This is a genomic window from Ancylobacter amanitiformis (assembly GCF_030814815.1).
GTDB lineage: Bacteria > Pseudomonadota > Alphaproteobacteria > Rhizobiales > Xanthobacteraceae > Ancylobacter > Ancylobacter amanitiformis.
The window spans coordinates 21199-41292 of the sequence record NZ_JAUSVR010000001.1 but is presented as its reverse complement, the minus strand read 5'-3'; the positions used below and the strand labels follow the sequence as shown (position 1 = coordinate 41292).

15 protein-coding genes are annotated in these 20094 nt (G+C 68.4%); 9 read left to right on the top strand and 6 right to left on the bottom strand.

The window, feature by feature from the left end; all coding sequences use genetic code 11:
* Nucleotides 1-23: 23 nt before the first annotated feature.
* The gene (locus QOZ99_RS00170) at nt 24-1070 is read right to left on the bottom strand and encodes a polyamine ABC transporter substrate-binding protein (protein WP_306887843.1); all 1047 of its coding nucleotides are present in this window, start codon (nt 1068-1070) and stop codon (nt 24-26) included.
* 162 nt (nt 1071-1232) lie between these two features.
* On the opposite strand from QOZ99_RS00170, the gene QOZ99_RS00165 reads away from it, so the two are divergent.
* On the top strand, nt 1233-2195 hold the full coding sequence (locus QOZ99_RS00165; protein ID WP_306887842.1) for a GntR family transcriptional regulator: 963 nt from the start codon (nt 1233-1235) through the stop codon (nt 2193-2195).
* Nucleotides 2192-3475, top strand: a complete 1284-nt coding sequence (locus tag QOZ99_RS00160; RefSeq protein WP_306887841.1) for a glycosyltransferase — start codon at nt 2192-2194, stop codon at nt 3473-3475. The genes QOZ99_RS00165 and QOZ99_RS00160 overlap by 4 nt, the downstream gene beginning before the upstream one ends.
* Nucleotides 3476-3517: 42 nt before the next feature.
* On the opposite strand, the gene QOZ99_RS00155 is transcribed toward QOZ99_RS00160, so the two are convergent.
* From QOZ99_RS00155 to QOZ99_RS00135, 5 genes are read right to left on the bottom strand one after another with little or no spacing between them, the layout of a single operon-like run.
* Nucleotides 3518-6184: a carbohydrate-binding protein gene (locus QOZ99_RS00155; RefSeq protein WP_306887840.1), complete on the bottom strand. Its 2667-nt coding sequence runs from the start codon at nt 6182-6184 to the stop codon at nt 3518-3520.
* The gene (locus QOZ99_RS00150; RefSeq protein WP_306887839.1) at nt 6181-8403 is read right to left on the bottom strand and encodes an amylo-alpha-1,6-glucosidase; all 2223 of its coding nucleotides are present in this window, start codon (nt 8401-8403) and stop codon (nt 6181-6183) included. Before QOZ99_RS00150 ends, QOZ99_RS00155 begins: the two co-directional genes overlap by 4 nt.
* 23 nt (nt 8404-8426) lie before the next feature.
* Complete coding sequence (locus tag QOZ99_RS00145; protein ID WP_306887838.1) at nt 8427-11942, bottom strand: molybdopterin cofactor-binding domain-containing protein; 3516 nt, start codon at nt 11940-11942, stop codon at nt 8427-8429.
* Complete coding sequence (locus QOZ99_RS00140; RefSeq protein WP_306887837.1) at nt 11939-12451, bottom strand: (2Fe-2S)-binding protein; 513 nt, start codon at nt 12449-12451, stop codon at nt 11939-11941. Before QOZ99_RS00140 ends, QOZ99_RS00145 begins: the two co-directional genes overlap by 4 nt.
* A 40-nt stretch (nt 12452-12491) precedes the next feature.
* Complete coding sequence (locus QOZ99_RS00135; protein WP_306887836.1) at nt 12492-12959, bottom strand: MarR family winged helix-turn-helix transcriptional regulator; 468 nt, start codon at nt 12957-12959, stop codon at nt 12492-12494.
* A 446-nt stretch (nt 12960-13405) separates the two neighbouring features.
* On the opposite strand from QOZ99_RS00135, the gene QOZ99_RS00130 reads away from it, so the two are divergent.
* From QOZ99_RS00130 to QOZ99_RS00100, 7 genes are all read left to right on the top strand, one after another.
* Complete coding sequence (locus QOZ99_RS00130) at nt 13406-14551, top strand: FAD-dependent monooxygenase (protein ID WP_306887835.1); 1146 nt, start codon at nt 13406-13408, stop codon at nt 14549-14551.
* A 7-nt stretch (nt 14552-14558) separates the two neighbouring features.
* Nucleotides 14559-15380, top strand: a complete 822-nt coding sequence (locus QOZ99_RS00125; protein ID WP_306887834.1) for an alpha/beta fold hydrolase — start codon at nt 14559-14561, stop codon at nt 15378-15380.
* Nucleotides 15377-16132, top strand: coding sequence for a maleate cis-trans isomerase family protein (locus QOZ99_RS00120; protein ID WP_503128544.1), 756 nt, complete (start codon nt 15377-15379; stop codon nt 16130-16132). Before QOZ99_RS00125 ends, QOZ99_RS00120 begins: the two co-directional genes overlap by 4 nt.
* A 10-nt stretch (nt 16133-16142) precedes the next feature.
* Nucleotides 16143-16775: an N-carbamoylsarcosine amidohydrolase gene (locus tag QOZ99_RS00115; protein WP_306887833.1), complete on the top strand. Its 633-nt coding sequence runs from the start codon at nt 16143-16145 to the stop codon at nt 16773-16775.
* Between the two features lie 128 nt (nt 16776-16903).
* Nucleotides 16904-17929 carry a 2,5-dihydroxypyridine 5,6-dioxygenase NicX family protein gene (locus tag QOZ99_RS00110; RefSeq protein ID WP_306887832.1) on the top strand — a complete coding sequence of 342 codons (1026 nt, stop codon included), beginning with the start codon at nt 16904-16906 and terminating at the stop codon, nt 17927-17929.
* A gap of 172 nt (nt 17930-18101) precedes the next feature.
* Nucleotides 18102-19175 (top strand): ABC transporter substrate-binding protein, encoded by a 1074-nt coding sequence (locus QOZ99_RS00105; protein WP_306887831.1) that lies wholly within the window; start codon nt 18102-18104, stop codon nt 19173-19175.
* Between the two features lie 94 nt (nt 19176-19269).
* Complete coding sequence (locus QOZ99_RS00100) at nt 19270-20091, top strand: ABC transporter permease (protein WP_183189800.1); 822 nt, start codon at nt 19270-19272, stop codon at nt 20089-20091.
* The last annotated feature ends 3 nt before the right edge of the window (nt 20092-20094 follow it).

Below are 20094 nucleotides of genomic sequence, written 5' to 3'. Positions count from 1 at the left end.
TGAGGGGCAGAGGGGCGCGGGGGTCAGTTCGACGCCTTGATCTCGGAGACCGTGCGCGAATAATCGCGCTGCGCGGCGCCGACATCGCGAAGCTGCTCATGCTTGAGAAGCTCGACCGGCGTCATCGTCATGTTCGGGTATTTCTCCAGCAGCTTCGGATCGAGCCCGTCCATCGCGGCCTTATTCGGCACCTTGTAGAGAATATTCTCCGCCGCCCAGCGGTGGTTGGCGCCGTCGAGCATGGAATTGACGAAGGCGTAGGCGGCGTCCTTGTGCTCGGAGGACTTGAGGATCACCATCGTGTCGACCCACAGATCCGACCCTTCCTTCGGGATCACATACTTGATCTGCGGATTTTCGGTGATGCCGTAATTGCACCAGCCATCCCACGCCTGAACCAGCTGGGCTTCGCCCGAGACGAGCTTCGAATAAAAGGTCGTGTCGTCATAGGCGAGCAGCGTCTTCTTGGCGGCGATCAGCAGGTCGCGGGTCTGCGCCAGCTTCGCCTTGTCGGTCTCGTTGACCGAATAGCCCTCGGCGAGGAAGCCCGCCGCCAGCAGCCAGCGGTCGGTCGCCAGCATCGTGGTCTTGCCCTTCAGCGCATCCGTCGGCTTCAGCAGGTCGTTCCACGAGGTCGGCGCGGGGGTCAGGTCCGAGCGGTAGCACAGGCCCGTGGTGCCCCAGGTATAGGGCACGGAAAAGCTGTTGCCCTTGTCATGGGCGAGCACCGTCGCTTCCGGGTAGAGATTGGCGAGATTGGGGATCTTGGCATGGTCGAGCGTCTCGGCCAGGCCCAGATTGTGCAGCACCTCGGCAAAGGGCGAGGAGACGAAGACCACGTCATAGCCCTTGCCCTTGGCGGCGATGAGCTTGCCCATGATCTCTTCGTTGGTGGCGTGCAGCACCAGTTCGGCGCTGTTGCCGCTGGCCTCGTTGAACTTCTTGATCGCGTCGGGGGCGAGATAGCCGTCCCAGTTCGAAATCACCAGCGGATCGGCGCCGGCGGAAAACGCGGTGAGGCTGAGCGCCACGCCCGCAATGACCGCCGCGCGGCAGGAAATTCCCACCATTGCAAACTCCTGTTGTCCCCCGCCGGAGGCGGTGTGTCGGAAGGAGCGGTTCTTGATGACCGCTGACGACAAGAGTACGTATAAGCGGAAAAATACGTCAAACTGTATTCACGGTTCTTTGCCTGTCTTGCCCGCCCTGCAGGGGCCTTCCGGGGGAAATCCATGGCCGAACGGCGCCGCGCCGCGCGTCACAACCATCAGTCGCTGGCGCAGCAGATCGTGGCGCTGGCGCTCGATCGCGGCATGAAGGCGGGCGAGCACATGCCGGAACAGGCGATCGCCGAGGCCTGCGGCGTGTCCCGAACGCCGATCCGGTCTGCTTTTAAAATATTGGAAAAAAACAATATTCTGACATGGAAGGAAGAGGAGGGCTATTTTCTCGCGCGCAGTGCGCAGGACGGGCTCTCGGATGCGAGCCTTGCCGCTGCCGATCTCGAACAGGGTCTGTTCACCCGCATCCTGGCCGATCGCGCGGCGCGGCGCATTTCCGACGTGCAGTCGGTCAGCGCGCTGGCGCGGCGTTATTCTGCCTCCCGTGTTGAAGTACTGAATGCGCTAAAAATACTGTCGCGCGATGGCATCGTCTCCCAGCTTCCGGGCAGCGCCTGGGCCTTTCAGCCGCTGCTCGATACCCCGCCGGCGATCGCCGAGAGCTTCGCCTTCCGGCTGACACTGGAGCCGCAGGCCATTCTCACGCCGGGATTTGGGCTCGATCCCACCCGCGCCAGCGCCCTGCGTGCGCAGATGCGCGCCTTTCAGCTGCTGCCCGACGGGCGGCTGACGGCGGCGGGGTTCCAGCGTCTCGACATCGATTTCCACGTGATGATCGCGGAAGGCTCGGCCAACCGCTTCGTGCAGGGCGCGCTTCTGGCGCATCACCGGCTGCGGCGCATGGCGCAGAAGGAAGCCGCACCGCCCCCGTTTCGCCAGCGTCAGGCGATGGAGGAGCATCTCGACATTCTCGACAGTCTGGAGCGCAACCAGTTGGAGCTTGCGGCCGATCAAATGGTGCTGCATCTGCGTCGCTCCGGGATTCGCCGGCCCGAAACCGCCGGGCGCGGCATGTCGGCGCTGCTCCGGGGCGCGCAACCGGCGCCCGCGCGCAGCAAAGGATCGGCTTCGTGAAGCGCCCTCCCGTCATTGCCCTTTTCCCCGAGGCGAGCTTCGGCGCGGCGCTCAACTGCGTCGGCATCGCGCGGGAACTGGCGGCGCGCGGCGCGGAGCCGGTCTTCCTGTGCCATCCCGGCTTTACCGGCGTCTTCGCCGAATACGGCTTCCGGGAATATCACCTCCAGCCCGAGGCGGGCCCGGCGCAGGCGCGTGGCGAGGCTTACTGGCAGAACTTCGTCAACACGCATCTCGCCCATTTCGACCTGACGCCCGCGGCGCAGCTGGATGCCTATGTCGCCCCGACCTGGGAGGCGATCATCGACACGGTCATCGCGGTCGACGATTCTCTGGAGGCGCTACTCGGGCAGATCCAGCCGGACGCCATCCTGCTGGACAACGTCATCATGTTTCCGGCGATCCTGCGTTCCGGCCGGCCCTGGGCGCGGGTGGTGTCCTGCGCCGAGACCGAGATACCGGATGCGCTCGTGCCGCCCTATCTCTCGGGCCTTGGCCCCGACGACACGGTCGGCCGCGCCCTCTGGGAAAAGGCGGCCACGGCCGCGCTGCGACCCGCGCATCATCGCTACAACGCCTTCCGTCGCGCCCGGGGGCTGCGCGCGCTGCCACCGGGGCAGTTTCTGGAATGTTCCGACTGGCTCAACCTGCTTCTGGCGCCTTCCGCCGTGCGCTATCCGCGCGCCGAGGCGCTGCCGGCGGATCGCTTCACCTTTCTCGAAGGCTGCGTGCGCGACGAGGTGCCGTTCGATCCCCCGGCCCTGCCGGCCAATGACGGGCCGCTGGTCTATATGAGCTTCGGCAGCCTGGGCGCGATCGATACCGACCAGATCCGGCGCATGATCGCGGTGTTCGCGACCATTCCGGCCCGCTTTTTCGTGAATGTCGGCGGGTTTCTCGATGACTATCGCGAAGTGCCGGACAATGTGTTTCTCGGCAGCTGGTTTCCCCAGCCCTCCGTCGTCGCGCAGTCGGCGCTGTTCATCCATCACGGCGGCAACAATTCCTTCTGCGAGGCGCTGTTCCACGGCGTGCCATCACTGGTGATGGCCTATTGCTGGGACGGGCACGACAATGCCCGGCGCGCGCAGGATACCGGCACCGGGCGCAGCATGCACCGCTCGGACTGGTCGCCCGAGACGTTGCGCGGCATGATCGAGGCGCTTCTGAACGACCACGCGCTCCGAGGCCGCCTCGCCGCGATCTCGGCGCAGATGAAGGCCGATCCGGGCGTGGTGCGGGCAGCCGACGCGGTGCTGTCGCGACTGGGGGCCGGCTGAACCGGTGGCACCGCCTGATGCCATCCCGGCCGCCCGCTCCCGTCAATCGGAGGACGACAGCGCCTCAAGCCGTGGTGGCTGGGTGAGGCCGGAGGGGCTGGGCCGCGCGCCGAAGGCCGAGCCGGCATAATAGCGGTTCGCCGCCGTGTTCCTCACCCGCAGTTCGATGAGGCAGTCCGCTCCCGATACTGCCGGGAGGGGAAAACACGCCTCGCCGGCAATATGCGTTCCCACCCAGGCGCCGTCGATCCACAATTCGGCGCTCTCATGGACCGCGGGAAGCCGGATCTGCCAGCGCGCCATGGCCATCCGGGGCAACCGGACCGTGCAGCGGTAGATGCCGGTGCCGGCGAAGGTGTCAAAGCCCTGCCCTTCCCAGCCGCCGTCCACCGCGATGGGGACGGGCGGGCGTCCATCGGCCTCCAGCGTCCAACCCTCCGACAGGGTGAGGGAGGCGAGCGGTTCGGTGGCGTGCGCGGGCTTGGTCGTCATCTCGCGAGGCGCGGCCACAGGCGGCGCGGCGGCGCGTATGGACAGGCACAATATGCCCTCGGGCGCCAACGTGCCGCGAAAATGGCGGCCGTCGAAGGCGGAGGCGGGCAGCGCCCTCCTCTCCCCGGTGCGCGGGCACCAGATGTCGCCCTCCAGAGTCTCGGCCGCGAAGGCGATGCTCAGGTCGCGCGCCTGCGCCATGTCGTTGAAGACGGCCAGCCGCCACTCGTCCCCGCAATGCAACGCCGTGCACCAGGTCGTGCCGCCATCGGCAAAGCGCACATCCGGCACGGGGCGCTCCAGCTGGCCAACCCACGCGGTTATGGTCTTGACGGAGGGATCGACAAGCCGCGTGACCGGCTCGCTCGCGGTCAAATCGGGCAGGATGCCCTCGCTCACGCGGGCGTCCGCTGCCGTCTGCGAGAGGACGACATGTCCACCCCGCCGGGCGAAGGCCGCGATGATCTCCGCCGTCTCATCCGTGCCGAACAGGGTGACGGCGGGAAGGATCAGTGTTGCGTAGCGTGTTTCGTGCCCGAGGGCGGGCGCGAGCGTGGCTTCGTCGACGATGTCATAGCCGATGCCGGCGCGGGCGAGGGCCTGCGCCCAGCGGCCGAAATGGGCCCCGCACGCGTGGTCCGGTCCTTCGGCGTAGAGCGTCTGCAGGGGGTAGAACAGCGCGACCGGACGGACCGGCTCGCCCTCCTCCAGAAAGGCGGAAAGCCGGGCGAGTTCGCGGAAAATGAGGTGGCAATCCTCCCACCACGGCTCGAAATTGAAGGCGGGCGGAAAATCGAAGCGCGGATTGGCCAGCGGTCGCGGATCGTCGTCGAAGCCATCGGTCACGTTGACCGCGTGCAGCAGGATGCGGCGCGCGCCGAACAGCAGATGCCGGATCGACTGGGCGCGGAAGCGCGCGGGCGTCAGGCCCCACTGCCCGGCCAGCGCCGGCAGGCCGACCTCCCGTCCCGTCGCATATTGCTCGATCGTGCAGCGCGTGCGGCCATGCGCCCGCGCCACGCTGTCGCCAAACCGCGCGGCCAGTTGCGGGGCGTAATCGGCGGCGTCGACCGTCGTCTCGGTGCGGTAGGCGTCGATGCCGAAATAATCGATGCCGGGCATGGAGCGCGGGTCGAATCCCCTGAGATCACCCTGCAGGTTCCAGCTTCCGACATGGGTGAGCAACTCATGGCCGGTGAGGCCGATATGGTGCTCGCGCGCCCAGCGCGACAGCGTGCCGAAGAAGGCTTCGTGCATCCGCTGGCCATAGCGGCGCAGATAACCGGCCCGCAGCCGGGCGGATTCCGGCCCGACATCGCACGTGAGCGAGAGCAGCGCGCGCGCGTCCGCCGGGTCGGCCGATGTCCCGTCGGAAAGGAGACTGTTGCCGAGTGGGCCGTGATGTTCGTTCCACAAATAGAAGCCGGCATAGGGATGATCGAAGAACACGCTGTCCGCCTGCCCGCCGGCGGCCGCCAGCAGCGGGCCATAGACCGCCTCCGCGAAACGCTGCGCGGTTTCCGGCAGCAGGTAGTTCACCAGCCGCGAGGTGAGGCACCGCGCCGAGACGAAGGCTGTCACGCGCCAACCCTCCGGGATCGACACGCCGGGGGCCAGACGGATGCGGCACGAATCCGGGCCGGTCTCCTCGATGACGGCACCGTCGAGCGGGCGGATATCGTCCGGCGTCGTGACCGACGCGGGATGGGCAATAACCAGAATGGAGCGCCAGTCGCCCCAGCGGGCGACACCGCCCTCATAGAGCCAGTCGCGGCCCATCTGCCCCATGAAATCGAAGAACGGTGCGCGGATTCCGCTCACCATGAGTTCGGAAGCTTCGGCGGCGCCCGTCGCCCAGAACAGGTGCCGCTCGCGCAGGTGCTCGCCCCCCTCCACCGTGCGCCCGCCGCCATGGCCGGACATCCAGCCATATTCGTCATAGAGCGTGATGCCGAGCCCGAGGCGCCGCGCCTGCGCGCAGGCCGCGCGGCAGGCTTCCAGATAGGGCGGCGACAGATAGAGGGTCCGCTCCAGCGCCGGCCGCGCCTGGATCATCACCATGCCGATGCCCTTCGCCTTCATGTCGGCGAGCTGGGTGTGGATTTCCTCGCCGGTCGGCAGGCGGTGCCAGAACCAGAAGGTGGCGACCTCGAACGGCCGGCCGGGGGTGTGGAACCAAGCCGGTGCCGCGGTCTGTGCGGTGGGATCCTCGTTCATGCGCGGGGCTCGACATGGCAATCGAGACGGGTGCCCGGCGGCAGGCCGGTCAGATCGATCACGCGGCATCCCTCATCGACATGGGTGGGCACCTCCTGCCCGTCGCAGCGCGCGGTGAGGAAGCGGGCGGATGGCCCCTCCCCCAGCCGCAGCCACGCGCCGGCCGCGATGCGCGCGGGAAGCGTCACGGAGAGAAGCCCGCGCTCCACGATGATATGGGTCAGCCGCCCCTTCAGATCGGTGGTGAACAGGGCGCCCTCGGGGCCGGACAGGGTCAGCGCGCCCTCCGCGACAGCGACCGTCACCGCGCCGGCCGGGCTCGCCAGCGGGCCGAGCCGCGCGGGCGCGCCGTCATTGGTCACTTCCCAACCGTTCCACGGGCTGACGTCCATCACCTGCGCCACCGCCATGAGCGGCAGCATGGCGCCCCACGTGTAGAACGGGTCGTTGCCCGGCTTGTCGTCGATCTCGCCGGTCTCGGCGCCGTAATTCTCGCCGCAGAGGCGCCGCGCCGACCAGGGCCCGAGAAACAGCGCGAAGCTCGCCTCCGCCAGGGCATCGGCGGGCGCGTCGAGGCCGTAGCGGCGCAAGCCCTGCCACACGAGAAAGTTCACATTCGGCCAGATCCGGCCGCGCCAATAGGTATCGTCGCGATAGGCAGGGTCGTTGCGCGTGGCATTGGGCAGGCCGAACGGGGTGGCGAACATGTCGGGGTCGGCGAGATGCAAGAGCAGGCGCCGCAGCTGTTCCTCATCCGCCGCGCCGCAGAGCAGCGGGAAGAAGCTGGTCGGCGAGACGCTGCGCACGAAACCGCCGTCGCGCTGGCGATTGGCGAACAGGCCGCGTTCGGCGTCCCAGAGTTCATCGTGAATGCGCGTGCGGGTAACGGCGGCCAGCCCCTCGAACCGGGTGGCCTCGTCGTGGCGCCCGAGTTCGCGCGCCATCCGCGCCAGCATCTGCGCATCGAGCGCCAGCGCCGAATTGAGCCCGACGTCGAAGGTGGAGAGCGTGCGCGTCACCGGGTCATAGACCGCCTCGTCATGGGTCGACGAATTGTCCATGCCGGTCTCGTTGCGCGCCCCGAAGGCGGTGCCCTTGTACATGGCATCGCCCACATCGGAGGTGCCGCAGGACACCAACCCGCGCCCCTCGGGATCGCGGTTCGCGCGCCACCACAGCTGGTTGCGCGCCAGCGGCGGGAAGGCGGCCTCCAGCAGCGAGCGGTCGCGACTGCGCAGATACATCGACCACACGGTGAAGGCCCCGTGCGGAGCCTGGCTGCGATCGACCCAGGCATCCCTGGGGTTGACCAGGCAGGCCATGTTGCCCTGCGGCGTCGCATTGGACAGCGCCACCGCGAGATTGGCGCGGCCGAACGGCGCGTCGAGCACGCTGCCCATCAGCGCCGCGAAGCACTGGTCGTTGAACCACACGGCATCGCCGAGGCCCCAGATGCGGCTCGCCGCCGTATAGGTCCGCCGCCGGCTGGCATCGAACACGGTGTTCCAGCCGAGCACGTCGCGCACCGCGTCGAGCGCGCCGGCATTGCGGCCCTCCTGCAACGCCACGCCCGGCGCGGGGGGAGCTTCGAGCGCCTGCCGCGCCGTCGCGATGGCGAGGTCGCGATTGTCCGCCACGGCGGCGGCGAAACGCTGCCGGGGCATCATTTCCAGATTGAAGCGCAGGCCGAGCGTGGCCCCTCGCGTGCCGCGGCTCGACTTGTCGAAATAGCCATTGGCCTGCATGTCGGCGGCCAGCGCCTCGGCATCGTCATGGGTGGTCACCAGCACCGGCGCCTCGCTGGAGGCCAGCGCGACGAAGCGCCCGCCCACCTCGACGATCGCGCTGCCGCTCGCTGCGTCGAACTGGACTTCATGGCCGGCCGCGCTGATGGCGAGGACAACCCAGTAGCGCAGGCCCCATTCGCCGCCCTCCACGCGCTCCCAGCCGCCGCTGAAGGTGAACGGGTCTCCCTTTTCATAGGCGAAGGCGAGGCGGGTGCCGCCGTGAAACGTCTCGAAAGAGATGTGCTCGCCGCGCAGGTCATGCCGGCCGAAGCGGATTTCCTCGGGCGGGCGGATCAGCGTCGCCTGCCGCATCTTGCTGGAATAGAGCACCGGGGTGATGCGCACGCCGAGCGGCAGGAACACCATTTCCGCCGGCCGCTCGGACCAGCTGTTCCAGGCCTCGGCCGGGGCGATGTTCGGATCCAAAAGCATCGGGAGAGTTCCACACTTCAAGGTCAGGGCCCGGGGGCGTTACGGGCGGAGGCGATGGCGTCCGAGAGATTTTGCCACGGTGCGCGCTCGGGGGCGAAGCGCGCCCTGAGATAGCGCAGAAGATCGCCCAGCGCGCGCTGGTCCAGTGAGGCGTCGAAGGACGGCATCGCCATGGTCTCGTCGGGTTCGCCCGCCGGCGCCGCGATGCCGGCGCGCAGCGCGGCCAGCACGTTGGTGGGCTGGTTCGCGTGAAGATTGCTGTTCAGCGCCAGCGACGGCAGGCGGGTGCCGGCGCCATGGCAGGCGGCGCAGGCCCCCTCGAACAGGCGCGCGCCGACCGGTTCGGCCATGGCGGCGCGGGTGGCTGCGGTCTCGGACGCGGCGATGACCGCCGAGGCATCGCGCGCCGGTGTCGCGGTGTTGAGGCTGGCGAGATAGGTCGCCATGGCGCGGATATCGGCGTCGGGCAAGGGCCCGAGCGATTCCACCACATGCGCCATCGGCCCGGCGGCCGCGCCGTGATCGGCGGATCGCCCGGTCCGGAGATAGTCGTACAGTGCCGTTTCCGTCCATCCCACGGGCGCCCGCGAGGCGGAGGACAGGGCCGGCGCGTGCCAGCCATCGGCGAAGCCGCCGGCCAGATGCGCCGCGCCGGTCTTCTCCGCGCCCAGCGCGTTGCGCGGCGAATGGCAGGCCGCGCAGTGGCCGAGCCCTTCCACCAGTTCCGCGCCCCGGTTCCATTCCGCGCTGCGGGCGGGGTCGGCGGGCGCCGCCGCGCTGGAGAGGAACAGCGCGTTCCAGCCGGCCATCAGCGGGCGGAGGCTGAAGGGAAAGCGCAGCCGGGTCTCCGGCGCGGCAACCGGCGACGACGCCTGCGTCGCGAGATAGGCGTAGAGCCCCTGAATGTCGCGCTCGTCGGCCTTCGCGAAGGAGGTGTAGGGATGGGCGGGGTAGAGATGCCGGCCGTCGCGGCGGATCCCCTGCCGCATGGCGCGCTCGAAGGCGCGGTAGCTCCAGGAGCCGATTCCCGCCGCGCGGTCCGGCGTGATGTTGGAGGCGTAGACGGTGCCGAACGGCGTTTCCAGCGGCCGCCCGCCGGCGAAGGCCGTGCCATCCGCGCCGACATGGCAGACATTGCAGGCGCCTGCCGCGGCGGCGAGGCGCCCGCGCTCGATGGCGGCGCTGGAAAAGACGTCGCCGCCCATGGCCGAGACCGGCGCGATGGGCGCGCGCCACGGCAGCAGGGCGGCACCGGCCGCCAGCGCCCCGCACAGCACGCCGGCAAACGGCCACGCCCAGCCTCGCCTTGCCGGCTTCTTCTCTTCCTGCGCCGCCGACGCGGGCGGTGTCAGCGGGTTGAGCGCGGCGCGGACCTTCTCGGGGGTCAGCGGCAATTCGCGGAAGCGGATGCCGGTCGCATCGAACACCGCGTTGGCGATGGCCGCCGCGCTGGGCACGGAGGCGGATTCGCCCGCGCCAAGCGGCGGTTCGTCCGGGCGCGGGATCATCAGCACATCGATATCCGGCACCTCGGGAAAGGTGATCAGCGGGTAGGCGCCCCACTCCAAGCTGGCCACCGCCGTCTGCGAGAAGCGCACTTCCTCCTTCAGGACGCGGCTGGTCGACTGGATGACATTGCCGTGGATCTGGTGGCGTACGCCGTCGGGATTGACCACCTGGCCGGTATCCTGACCGCAGATCACCCGCGTCAGCGCGATCTCGCCGGTAACCTTGTTGACCGCGACGTCCGCCACCCACGCCGCCCACGCAGCGGCCGTGCCGGGAAACGTGCCATGGATGTAGACGGCATAGGCGAAGCCGCGACCATAGAGGATGTCGCCCGCCTGCCCATGGCTGAACGGGCCGGTGTGGGGCTGCCATTTCGCCCTCTCGGCCACCGCCCGCACGAGGTCGATGGCGCGCGGATCGGTGAGATAGCGCAGCCGGTACTCGATGGGGTCGACGCCTGCGGCGCTGGCCAGTTCGTCGATGAAGGATTCATGCGCGAAGCTGTTCGGCATCGCCGAGACGCCGCGAAACCATGAGGCCCGCGCGATCGGCGGCATGTCATGGACGGTGACGCGCAGGTTGGAGATGGCATAGGGCGGGATCGCGGTGCGATCGCCCATCTGCGCGACATCGGCGACCGGCGGTACCTTGCCGGTGAGCACCAGGGCCAGCGTCGGCGCGAGATTGGAGGGGTAACGCGTTTCGAAATCATAGGCGGCCGGCCCGCCCTCCGCGTCCAGCGCGCCGCGAACATCGATGACCTGCGCGGCACCCTTGGGCTCCCAGCCGTGCTCCTGCTCGCGGGTCAGCTGCACGCGCACGGGGCGGCCAACCGCCCGCGACAGCAGCGCCGCATCGGCCGTCACGTCATCGGCGCAGTTGCGCCCATAGCAGCCGGCGGCCTCCAGACGCTCGACCACGATGCGCTCTTCCGGCAGGTCGAGCAGGCGCGACAGATCGCGGCGCATCGGGAACGGGTTCTGCGTGCCGGACCAGACGGTCAGTCCCTCGTCCTGCCACTCCGCGACGGCGCAGGAGGGCCCGATCGAGCCATGCATCTGATAGGGCCAGACATAGGTCCGCTCCATCGCCCCGGGCGCGGCGTCCAGCGCCCGCCCGACATTGCCGCGATCGGCGAGCACGCGGGCGGTGGAGGGGTTGTCGCGCAGCGGCGCTTCCGGCGCGTTGAGATCGGGGATGCGCGGCGGCGTCCGCCACGCCACCTTGAGCTGGCGCATCGCCGCGACGGCGTTCTCCTCGCGCGTCGCGACCACGCCGACGAAATCACCGATCACCACCACGTCGATCAGGCCGGCAATATCCGCGACCGAGGCCCTGTCCACCGAGATGAGACTGGCGCCGACATGCGGGCCGAGATCGAATCCGGCATGGGGCGGACGCACCACCCGGCCATGCACCATGCCCGGCACGCGCACATCATGCACATATTGGAAAGTGCCCGTCGCCTTGGCCGATATATCGGAACGCGGCTGCGCGCGGCCGACCAGCGTGTACGCGGCGGACGGTTTCAGCGGCGCCTGCGGATCGAGGGCAAGGCGGATCGCGCGGCCGGCGATGAGTTCGCCGACCGTCACGAACAGGTTGTCCCCCTCCGCCGCGCGCACCACGCCGTCCTCAAGGTGGAGTGCGCCGGGCGGGCAGGAAAGGCGCTGCGCGGCCTCATCGACGAGGAAGGCGCGCGCCGTCGCCGCCGCCTGGCGCAGTGGCACGGCCGCGACCTGAATGGTCTCGCTGGCGATGGTGGGGCCCTGGTTCGGCGTCGCGGCCGTGGAGCCCAGCACCATCGTCACGCGCTCGAACGGCGCGGACAGCTCTTCGGCGACGATCTGCGCCAGCGCGGTGCGGATGCCCGTGCCAAGGTCGACATGGCCATTGAAGGCGGTGATGCCGCCATCGGCCCGCAGCGCGAGGAAAAGCTCCGGCGCGCCGCCGGCGACGGGCCGCGCGACAAGCAGTGTATCCGCATCGGCCCGGTAGTCGGCTGCGGGGCGATCGTGAGGCGCGGTCATGTCCTGTCCCCGCATGTCCTGTCCCCGCGTGTCCTGTCCCCGGTATCGGCGGGCGCGGCCGCCGCCCGGACGGCGGCGAGTATCTCGATATGCGTGCCGCAGCGGCACAGATGATGGCGCAGGGCCTGGCGGATCTCGGCCTCCGCCGGGTGCAGATTGGCGCGCAGCAGCGCCACCGTGGCGATGATCATGCCGTTCAGGCAATAGCCGCACTGCGCCGCCTGATGGGCGATGAAGGCGGCCTGCACGGGGTGCGGGTCCCGCTCGGTGCCCAGCCCTTCCAGCGTGGTGATGGGGCGCGTCTTCACCGCGCCGATCGGCACCGTGCAGGAGCGCGCGGCGCGATCGCCGATGAGCACCGCGCAGGCGCCGCATTCGCCCAGCCCGCAGCCATATTTCGGTCCGTTGAGGCCGAGATCGTTGCGCAGCACATAGAGCAGCGGCGTCTTCGAGTCGGCCTCGACGGTGACATGCCGGCCGTTGACGCACAGGATGGTGGAGGCGGTCATCGCGGGGGCCTCCCTCGGCGGGAGCGGGAGCCGGTGTGGCTCAGTCCTCGTCCGTGCCCGCGATCCGCTTCAGCGTGTAGAGCAGCGCCATGCGCTCGGCCGGATTCAGCCCGTTGAGCGTGAGTTCGGTAATGAGCTGGGCGCAGGGTATCATGCGGTCCAGCAGGGCGCTGCCGGCGGGGGTGATGGCGATGATCACCTTGCGCGCGTCGCCCGGATCCTTCGACAGGGCGATGAGATGGCGGGCCTTCAGCCGGTCGACGATGCCGCGAATGGTCGCCTGGTCGATGCCCGTGGCCTTGACCAGTTGCCCCTGCGATTGCGCCCCGCCGTCGCGCAGCGCGCACAGGGTGGAGAACTGCACCGAGGTCAGCTGCGGATCGCAGGCCTCGGCCTGAAAAATGGCGAGATGGCGCTGATAGGCGCGGCGCAGCAGATAGCCGACCTGCTCGGCGAGGACGTATCCATCCGCCTGCGGCGCTTCGGGCGCGTCGTCCGGATCGTGCATTCGCCTCCCCTTCCCTGCCATGGGCGGGCACCGGCGCACCATCGCCGCGGCCCTCGCCATGTGCGGGTACGGGCAAAGTCGGCGCAGGGCAAGAGCCGCCACGGGAGCCGCCACGGGAGCCTGCATCACAGCCTGCCCCCCTGCGATGCCCGCTCGCCTTGATCCGACCGCCGCCCGGCATATCACGCTCCCCTCACAGCCGCTGGGCCTGACCCCGCGAGGCGTGCCGCGCACCCTCCTCTCGACCCCGAGATATAAGCGTATACACTGATATCACGGCCATCAAGTTCCTGCGTTATGTCAATAACACTGTCCAAAAACGTCGTCATGACTGAATTTCAATCAGGAAAAATGCGTAAGTTGCGTGTTTTTTAGGCTTGCGATTATAGCGCATACACTATTGTCTGAGAGCAATCTCAGTTACCGCACCGCCGCTTGGAGCGCCTATGTCACCACAGAAAATCGCCATTATCGGCGCCGGACTGGGAGGCGCCGCCGCGGGCGCGCTTCTCCAGCGTGCCGGCTTCTCGGTCGATGTCTTCGAACAGGCGGATGCCTTCTCGCGGCTGGGCGCCGGCATCCACATGGGGCCGAACGTGATGAAGATCTTTCGCCGGCTGGGCATCGAGGATGCCGTCGCCCGCCTGGGATCGCAGCCCGATTTCTGGCTGAGCCGGGACGGCGCCAGCGGCGACTATCTCTCCCGCATCCCGCTCGGCGATTTCGCGCGGCGCGAATATGGCGCGGCCTATGTCACCATCCATCGCGGCGACCTTCACGAATTGCAGATCGCCGCGCTGCAGCCGGGCACGCTGCATTTCGACAAGCGGCTGACCGAGATCGAGGATGATGGCGCAGGCGTCGACCTCACCTTCGCCGACGGCACGCGCCATCGCGCCGACATCGTGGTGGGTGCCGACGGCATCAATTCACGCATCCGCGAGGCGCTGCTGGGGGTCGAGAAGCCCAATTACAGCGGCTGGGTCGCGCACCGTGCGCTGATCCCCGGAGCGACGCTGGAAGCCGCGGGCATCACCGTCGAGCCCTGCGTGAAGTGGTGGACTGAGGACCGCCACATGATGGCCTATTACACCACGTCCACGCGCGACGAATATTACTTCGTCACCGGCGTGCCGCACCCGGCCTGGGAGTTCGACGGCAATTCGGTGCCCTCCAGCCGCGAGGAAATGCATGCGGCCTTCGCCGGTTATCATCCGGTCGTGCAGGGGCTGATCGACAGCGCCGACGAGATTTCCAAATGGCCGCTGCTCAATCGCAGCCCGCTTCCGCTGTGGAGCCGGGGGCGGATGGTGCTGCTGGGCGATGCCTGCCACCCCATGAAGCCGCACATGGCGCAGGGCGCGGCGATGGCGATCGAGGATGGCGCCATGCTGGCGCGGTGCCTGGCCGAAACCGGCCTCACCGACTTCGCCGCCGGCTTCCAGCTCTATGAGGCGAACCGCCGCGAGCGCGCCTCGCGCGTGCAGGCGGTGTCCAATGCCAATACCTGGCTGCGCACGCAGGAAGATCCCGCCTGGGTGTTCGGCTACGATCTCTATGAGCATGCGCTCAGCAGCGACGCGGCCGCGTGAGGATGTGATGGAGCCCTTCCTTCCCACCGGTCACAACATCGCCGCCAACGGCATCCGCCAGCATGTGCTGCGCTTTCGCGGTCCCGGCGCGCCGCTCATTCTCGTTCCGGGCATTACCAGCCCCGCCGTGACATGGGGATTCGTCGCGCGGCGGCTCGCGGCGGTGTTCGACACCTATGTGGTCGACGTGCGCGGGCGCGGCCTGTCCTCCACCGGGCCCACGCTCGATTATGGCCTGGATGCCATGGCCGACGACCTCATCGGCCTCATCGCGGCGCTGAAGCTTGAGGGCGTCACCGTGCTCGGCCATTCGATGGGCGCACGCGTCGCCATCCGCGCCGCTGCGCGCGATGGTTCCGGTATGAGCCGGCTGGTGCTGGTCGACCCGCCGGTTTCCGGCCCCGGCCGCCGCGCCTACCCCTCGAAGCTGCCCTGGTATGTCGATTCCATCCGGCAGGCGAGCGTGGGCATGGATGCGGAAGCAATGCGCGCCTTCTGCCCCACCTGGAGCGAGGAGCAGCGCGCCTTGCGCGCCGAATGGCTGCACACCTGTTTCGAGCCGGCCATCGTCACCGCCTTCGAGGGCTTCCACAGCGACGACATTCACCGCGACCTGCCCGCCCTCGCCGTTCCGGTGGCGCTGATGGTTGCCGGCCGTGGCGGTGTCATCGAGCCGGCGGACGAGGCGGAGATCGCCGCGCTCACGCCCGGCATCGGCATCGCCCGCGTGGCCAATGCCGGCCACATGATCCCGTGGGACGATTTCGACGGCTTCTTCCGCGCCCTCGATGAGCTTCTCGGCACGGATTTCGAGGGAAACACCCCATGAGCGCGCGCAGCTATCGCATCGGACAGATCGTCCCCAGCTCCAATGTCACCATGGAGACGGAAATTCCGGCCATGCTGGCCGCTCGCCAGCTGATCCGTCCCGAGCGCTTCACCTTCCATTCCGCCCGCATGCGCATGAAGCACGTGACGAAGGAAGAACTGGCGGCGATGGACGCGCAGTCCGACCGCTGCGCGCTGGAACTGTCCGATGCGCGGGTGGATGTGCTCGGCTATGCCTGCCTGGTCGCGATCATGTCCATGGGCCACGGCTATCACCGCGAAAGCCGGAGCCGGCTGGAAGGCGTGACCGCCGCCAATGGCGCGCCGGCCCCGGTCGTCACCAGCGCGGGGGCGCTGGTCGAGGCGCTCGGCGTGCTCAAGGCCCGGCGCATCGCCCTTGTCGCGCCCTATATGAAGCCGCTCACGCGCATGGTGATCGACTATATCCAGGCCGAAGGCGTGGAAGTGGTGACGCATCGCGCGCTGGAGATTTCCGACAATCTGGCGGTGGCGGCGCATGATCCGGCCCGCCTGCCGGGCATTGTCGCGGAACTCGACACGGCGGGTGTCGACGCCATCGTGCTGTCGGCCTGCGTGCAGATGCCCTCGCTCGGCAGCGTCGCCAAGGTGGAAGCGCTCACCGGCAAGCCGACCCTCACCGCGGCGGTGGCCACCACCTATCGCATGCTGCAGGCGCTGGAACTGGAGCCCGTGGTGCCCGGGGCCGGGGCGCTGCTCTCCGGCGCCTATTGAGGAGCGAACCATGAGCGAGAGCGCATCCGACAATTATCGCGGCGTGTGGGGGCATCGCATCGGCTTCGGCACGAAGCCGGCGGTGCTGATGATCGACTTCATGAAGGCCTACACGACCGAGGGCGCCGCCCTCTTCGCCCCCGGCGTGGTCGCGGCGGTGGCGCAGGCGCCCCGGCTGCTGGAGGCGGCGCGGGCCGCACGCGTGCCGGTCATCCACACCAATATTCTCTACCACGCCCCGAACTGCGCCGATGGCGGGGTGTGGGTGAAGAAGGCGCCGGTCATGACCGCGATGGTGCCGGGCAATCCGCTCGCGGAATTCTGCGCGGGCGTGGAGCCGGGCCCGGGCGAGCCGGTCTTCACCAAGCAATATGCAAGCGCCTTTTTCGGCACCAGCCTCGGCTCGATGCTGCACGCGACAGGAATCGACACGGTGATCCTCGCGGGCTGTTCGACCAGCGGCTGCGTGCGGGCCAGCGCGGTCGACGCCTGCCAGCACGGTTTCCGCACCATCGTGGTGCGCGAGTGCGTCGGCGACCGCCATGAAGGGCCGCACGAGGCGAACCTGTTCGACATCGATTCCAAATATGGCGACGTCGTCACGCTGGATGAGGCGCTGCAGGCGATCGGCCGCGCCGCCTGAGCCTCGCCTGAGACGTGCTGCCTGAGACGTGTCGCCTGAGATGTATCGCCTGCGTGCCTGAACCGATCGGGGCTCCCGGCCCCGCCCAATCGCCCCCCGTCCAACCGCCCCGAGGAGAGACGAGACCCATGGATCGCAACGTATTGACGGAAATCTGCCTCCACCAGCTCACGCTGTCGGGCGTGCATGAAGGCGAGAAGGTCGTGGTTCTCAGCCAGGGCAGCGACCGACTCGACTATGCCGACGCCTTCCTCGCCGCCGGTCAGCGCCTCGGCGCGCAGATGTACCATATGCGCCTGCCCGCGCCGCTGCCGGCCACCGGCTCCTGGGCCGTGGGGCAGACGGGCCTTGCCGCCAATCCCGAGGCGGTTGAGGCGCTCAAGCAGGCCGACATGGTGGTCGACCTCATCTTCCTGCTGTTCAGCCCCGAGCAGATGGCGATCCAGGCGGCGGGAACCCGCGTGCTGACCGCGGTGGAGCCGGCCCCGCTGCTCGCCCGCCTGCTGCCGACCAAGGAACTGCGCGAGCGTGTCGAGGTCGGCGCGGAGATCCTCGCCAAGGCCAAGGTGATGCGCATCACCTCGAAGCACGGCACCGACGTCACCTACAAGATCGGCAAGTACCCCACCATTGCCGAATATGGCTACACCGACGAGCCGGGCCGCTGGGATCACTGGCCCGCGGCCTTCGTCTTCACCGGCGGCGCCGATGACGGCGTCGATGGCCAGATCGTGCTCGCCCCCGGCGACGTGCTGCTGCCCTTCAACAGCTATGTGCGCGAGAAGGTCACCTATACGATCGAGAAGGGCTTCGTTACCGATATCCGCGGCGGGCTCGAGGCCGAGCTGATCAAGAGCTACATGGGCGAGTTCAACGATCCGCGCGGCATGGGCATGAGCCATGTCGGCTGGGGTCTCGACCACCGGGCCCAGTGGCACGGGTTGACCCAGTTCCCGGGCGGGATGGGCATGGAGCTGCGCTCGTTCTACGGCAACGTGATGTTCTCCACCGGACCCAATAACGAACTGGGCGGGCCCAATGACACGCCCTGCCATCTCGACATTCCGATGCGCGGGTGCTCCCTCTTCCTCGACGACGAGCCGATCGTTCTGGACGGCGACATCGCGGTGAAGGAAATGCAGCGCCGCGCGTGACCTGCCCCCGGCCGGGGCGCTCCTATCGGGATCGCGCCGGCCTTCCACCGATGACGATCCGGCTGGGGCCAGGCCCGCGCCGGCAATGACGAGACGAGAACAGGCACCGATCTTCCAGCCAGCCGCCTTCCAGGCCACCTTCCAGACCGCAGCTTCCAAGGGGACAACGACAATGAAGCAGTCTCGACGCGAGTTTCTCACCCTGCTCGGTGCCGGCACCGCCGCCCTGTCCGGGCTCAGCGCCACCTCCCGCCCCGCGCGGGCGGCGGGAACCGTCACGGTGCTGAACTGGCAGGGATACGGCACCGACGAGAAGTGGGCGCTCGAAGCCTTCCGCAAGATGACGGGCATCGAGGTGGTCAATGACTACTTCAACGCCGAATCCGAGATGATCACCAAGCTGCGGACCAATCCGGGCGTCTACGACGTCGTGCTCATCAACAGCGCGCGCACCCAGCAGGCGATGGCGGACGACCTGCTCGACGCCGTGGACCTCGCCAAGATCCCCAATGCCGCCGGCCTCGTTCCCAAGCTGCGCGACAACGCGGCCTTCACCGTGGACGGCAAGCATTACGGCGTCGCGTGGCTGTGGGGCATGAACTCGCTCGCCATCCGCGACGGCCGGCCGCTGCCGGAGAGCTATGGCGCGCTCGCCGACCCCGCCTACAAGAACAAGGTGGCGATGTATGATGATGCCGTCACCGCGATCGCGCTGGGCGCCTTCATGACCGGCCAGGACATGAACGCGCCCAAGGACCTGAAGCCGATCGGCGACTGGCTGAAGAGCCTGAAGCCGAACATCAAGACGCTGTGGTCCAGCGAGGACCAGTGGAACAAGGGCTTCGCGGCCAACGAGTTCGACCTCTCGGTCTATTGGTCGGGCGCCTCGGTGCGCTCGCAGCGCAATTTCAAGTTGCCGGTCACCTTCGTCGTGCCGAAGGAGGGCGCCGTGGGCTGGCTGGACACGCTGGCCATTCCCGCTTCCAGCACCAACAAGACCAATGCCGAGGCGTTCATCAACTACATGATCAGCCCCGATTTCTACCACGAATGGGCAACCAAGATCGGCGCCCCGGCCTCGGCCAATGCCCTTGCCATGGACCGGCTGCCGGCCGACGATCTCAACCGTCGCGTCCATGCCGCCCACTATCTCGAAACGATGACGCTGATGGCCCCGCTGCCCGACGACCGGCGCGAGGGCTTCAACAATCTCTGGCAGGAAGTGAAAGCCTATTATGCCGGCTGACGCCGCCTCCCGGACCCCGCCGACCCCGGACCGCGCCCTTGGCGCGGTCCCTTCGGCCGGCCTGCGTCTGCCGAGCTGGCTCGTCACGCTGACGATGCTGCTGCCGACCTATGCGTGGCTGACCCTCGCCATCCTGCTGCCGCTCGGCGCCATGCTGAGCTTCAGCTTCATGACCGCGACGCCGCTCGGCAAGAAGGAGGTGGCATTCACCTTCAAGCATTACCGCGCCTTCATCGACCAGCCCTATCTCATCGGCGTGGCCTGGACCTCGCTGCTCATCGGGCTGTGGACCACCTTCCTCTGCGCCGTGGTCGGCTTCTTCACGGCGCTGGCGCTGGCGCGCGCCACCGCCGGGCGGCTGCGCGAGACGCTGCTGATCCTGGTCATCCTGCCCTTCTGGACGAACGGGCTGGTGCGGGTGTTTTCCTGGACCATGGTGATCCGCGAGGGCGGCTTTCTCGATCTCCTGGCGCGCAGCGTGTGGCCGGATGCGCCCTCGCTCGGCTTCCTCTATTCGCTGCCCGCCATCATCCTCGGCCTCGTGCACGGCTACCTGCCCTACATGGTGCTCACCTGCTACATCGCGCTGGTGACGATCGACGATTCCATTCTGGAAGCGGCGGAAAGCCTTGGCGCGCGCAAATGGACCGTGCTGTGGCGCATCATCGTGCCGATGGCGGCGCCCGGGCTCATTTCCGGCTCGGTGCTGATCTTCGTGCCGGTCATCGGCGCCTTCATGGAACCGCGCATTCTCGGCGGCCCGCGCGGGGTGACGCTCGGCACGGTGATCGAGGAACAGTTCACCCAGGCCTTCAACTGGCCGCTGGGAGCGGCGCTGTCCTTCACCATCCTGGCGCTGGTGCTCGGCATCTTCGCGACCTTCTCCGGCGTGCTGCGCCGCAGTTCGTCCCTGTGAGGC

Bases quoted from the DNA above. Each gene is read 5' to 3' on its own strand.
- QOZ99_RS00100 (WP_183189800.1), top strand. From the start codon at position 19,270: ATGCTGCTGCCGACCTATGCGTGGCTGACCCTCGCCATCCTGCTGCCG.
- QOZ99_RS00140 (WP_306887837.1), bottom strand. From the start codon at position 12,451: ATGACCGCCTCCACCATCCTGTGCGTCAACGGCCGGCATGTCACCGTC.
- QOZ99_RS00170 (WP_306887843.1), bottom strand. From the start codon at position 1,070: ATGGTGGGAATTTCCTGCCGCGCGGCGGTCATTGCGGGCGTGGCGCTC.
- QOZ99_RS00120 (WP_503128544.1), top strand. From the start codon at position 15,377: ATGAGCGCGCGCAGCTATCGCATCGGACAGATCGTCCCCAGCTCCAAT.
- QOZ99_RS00155 (WP_306887840.1), bottom strand. From the start codon at position 6,184: ATGAACGAGGATCCCACCGCACAGACCGCGGCACCGGCTTGGTTCCAC.
- QOZ99_RS00165 (WP_306887842.1), top strand. From the start codon at position 1,233: ATGGCCGAACGGCGCCGCGCCGCGCGTCACAACCATCAGTCGCTGGCG.
- QOZ99_RS00115 (WP_306887833.1), top strand. From the start codon at position 16,143: ATGAGCGAGAGCGCATCCGACAATTATCGCGGCGTGTGGGGGCATCGC.
- QOZ99_RS00110 (WP_306887832.1), top strand. From the start codon at position 16,904: ATGGATCGCAACGTATTGACGGAAATCTGCCTCCACCAGCTCACGCTG.
- QOZ99_RS00145 (WP_306887838.1), bottom strand. From the start codon at position 11,942: ATGACCGCGCCTCACGATCGCCCCGCAGCCGACTACCGGGCCGATGCG.
- QOZ99_RS00150 (WP_306887839.1), bottom strand. From the start codon at position 8,403: ATGCTTTTGGATCCGAACATCGCCCCGGCCGAGGCCTGGAACAGCTGG.
- QOZ99_RS00135 (WP_306887836.1), bottom strand. From the start codon at position 12,959: ATGCACGATCCGGACGACGCGCCCGAAGCGCCGCAGGCGGATGGATAC.
- QOZ99_RS00125 (WP_306887834.1), top strand. From the start codon at position 14,559: ATGGAGCCCTTCCTTCCCACCGGTCACAACATCGCCGCCAACGGCATC.
- QOZ99_RS00130 (WP_306887835.1), top strand. From the start codon at position 13,406: ATGTCACCACAGAAAATCGCCATTATCGGCGCCGGACTGGGAGGCGCC.
- QOZ99_RS00105 (WP_306887831.1), top strand. From the start codon at position 18,102: ATGAAGCAGTCTCGACGCGAGTTTCTCACCCTGCTCGGTGCCGGCACC.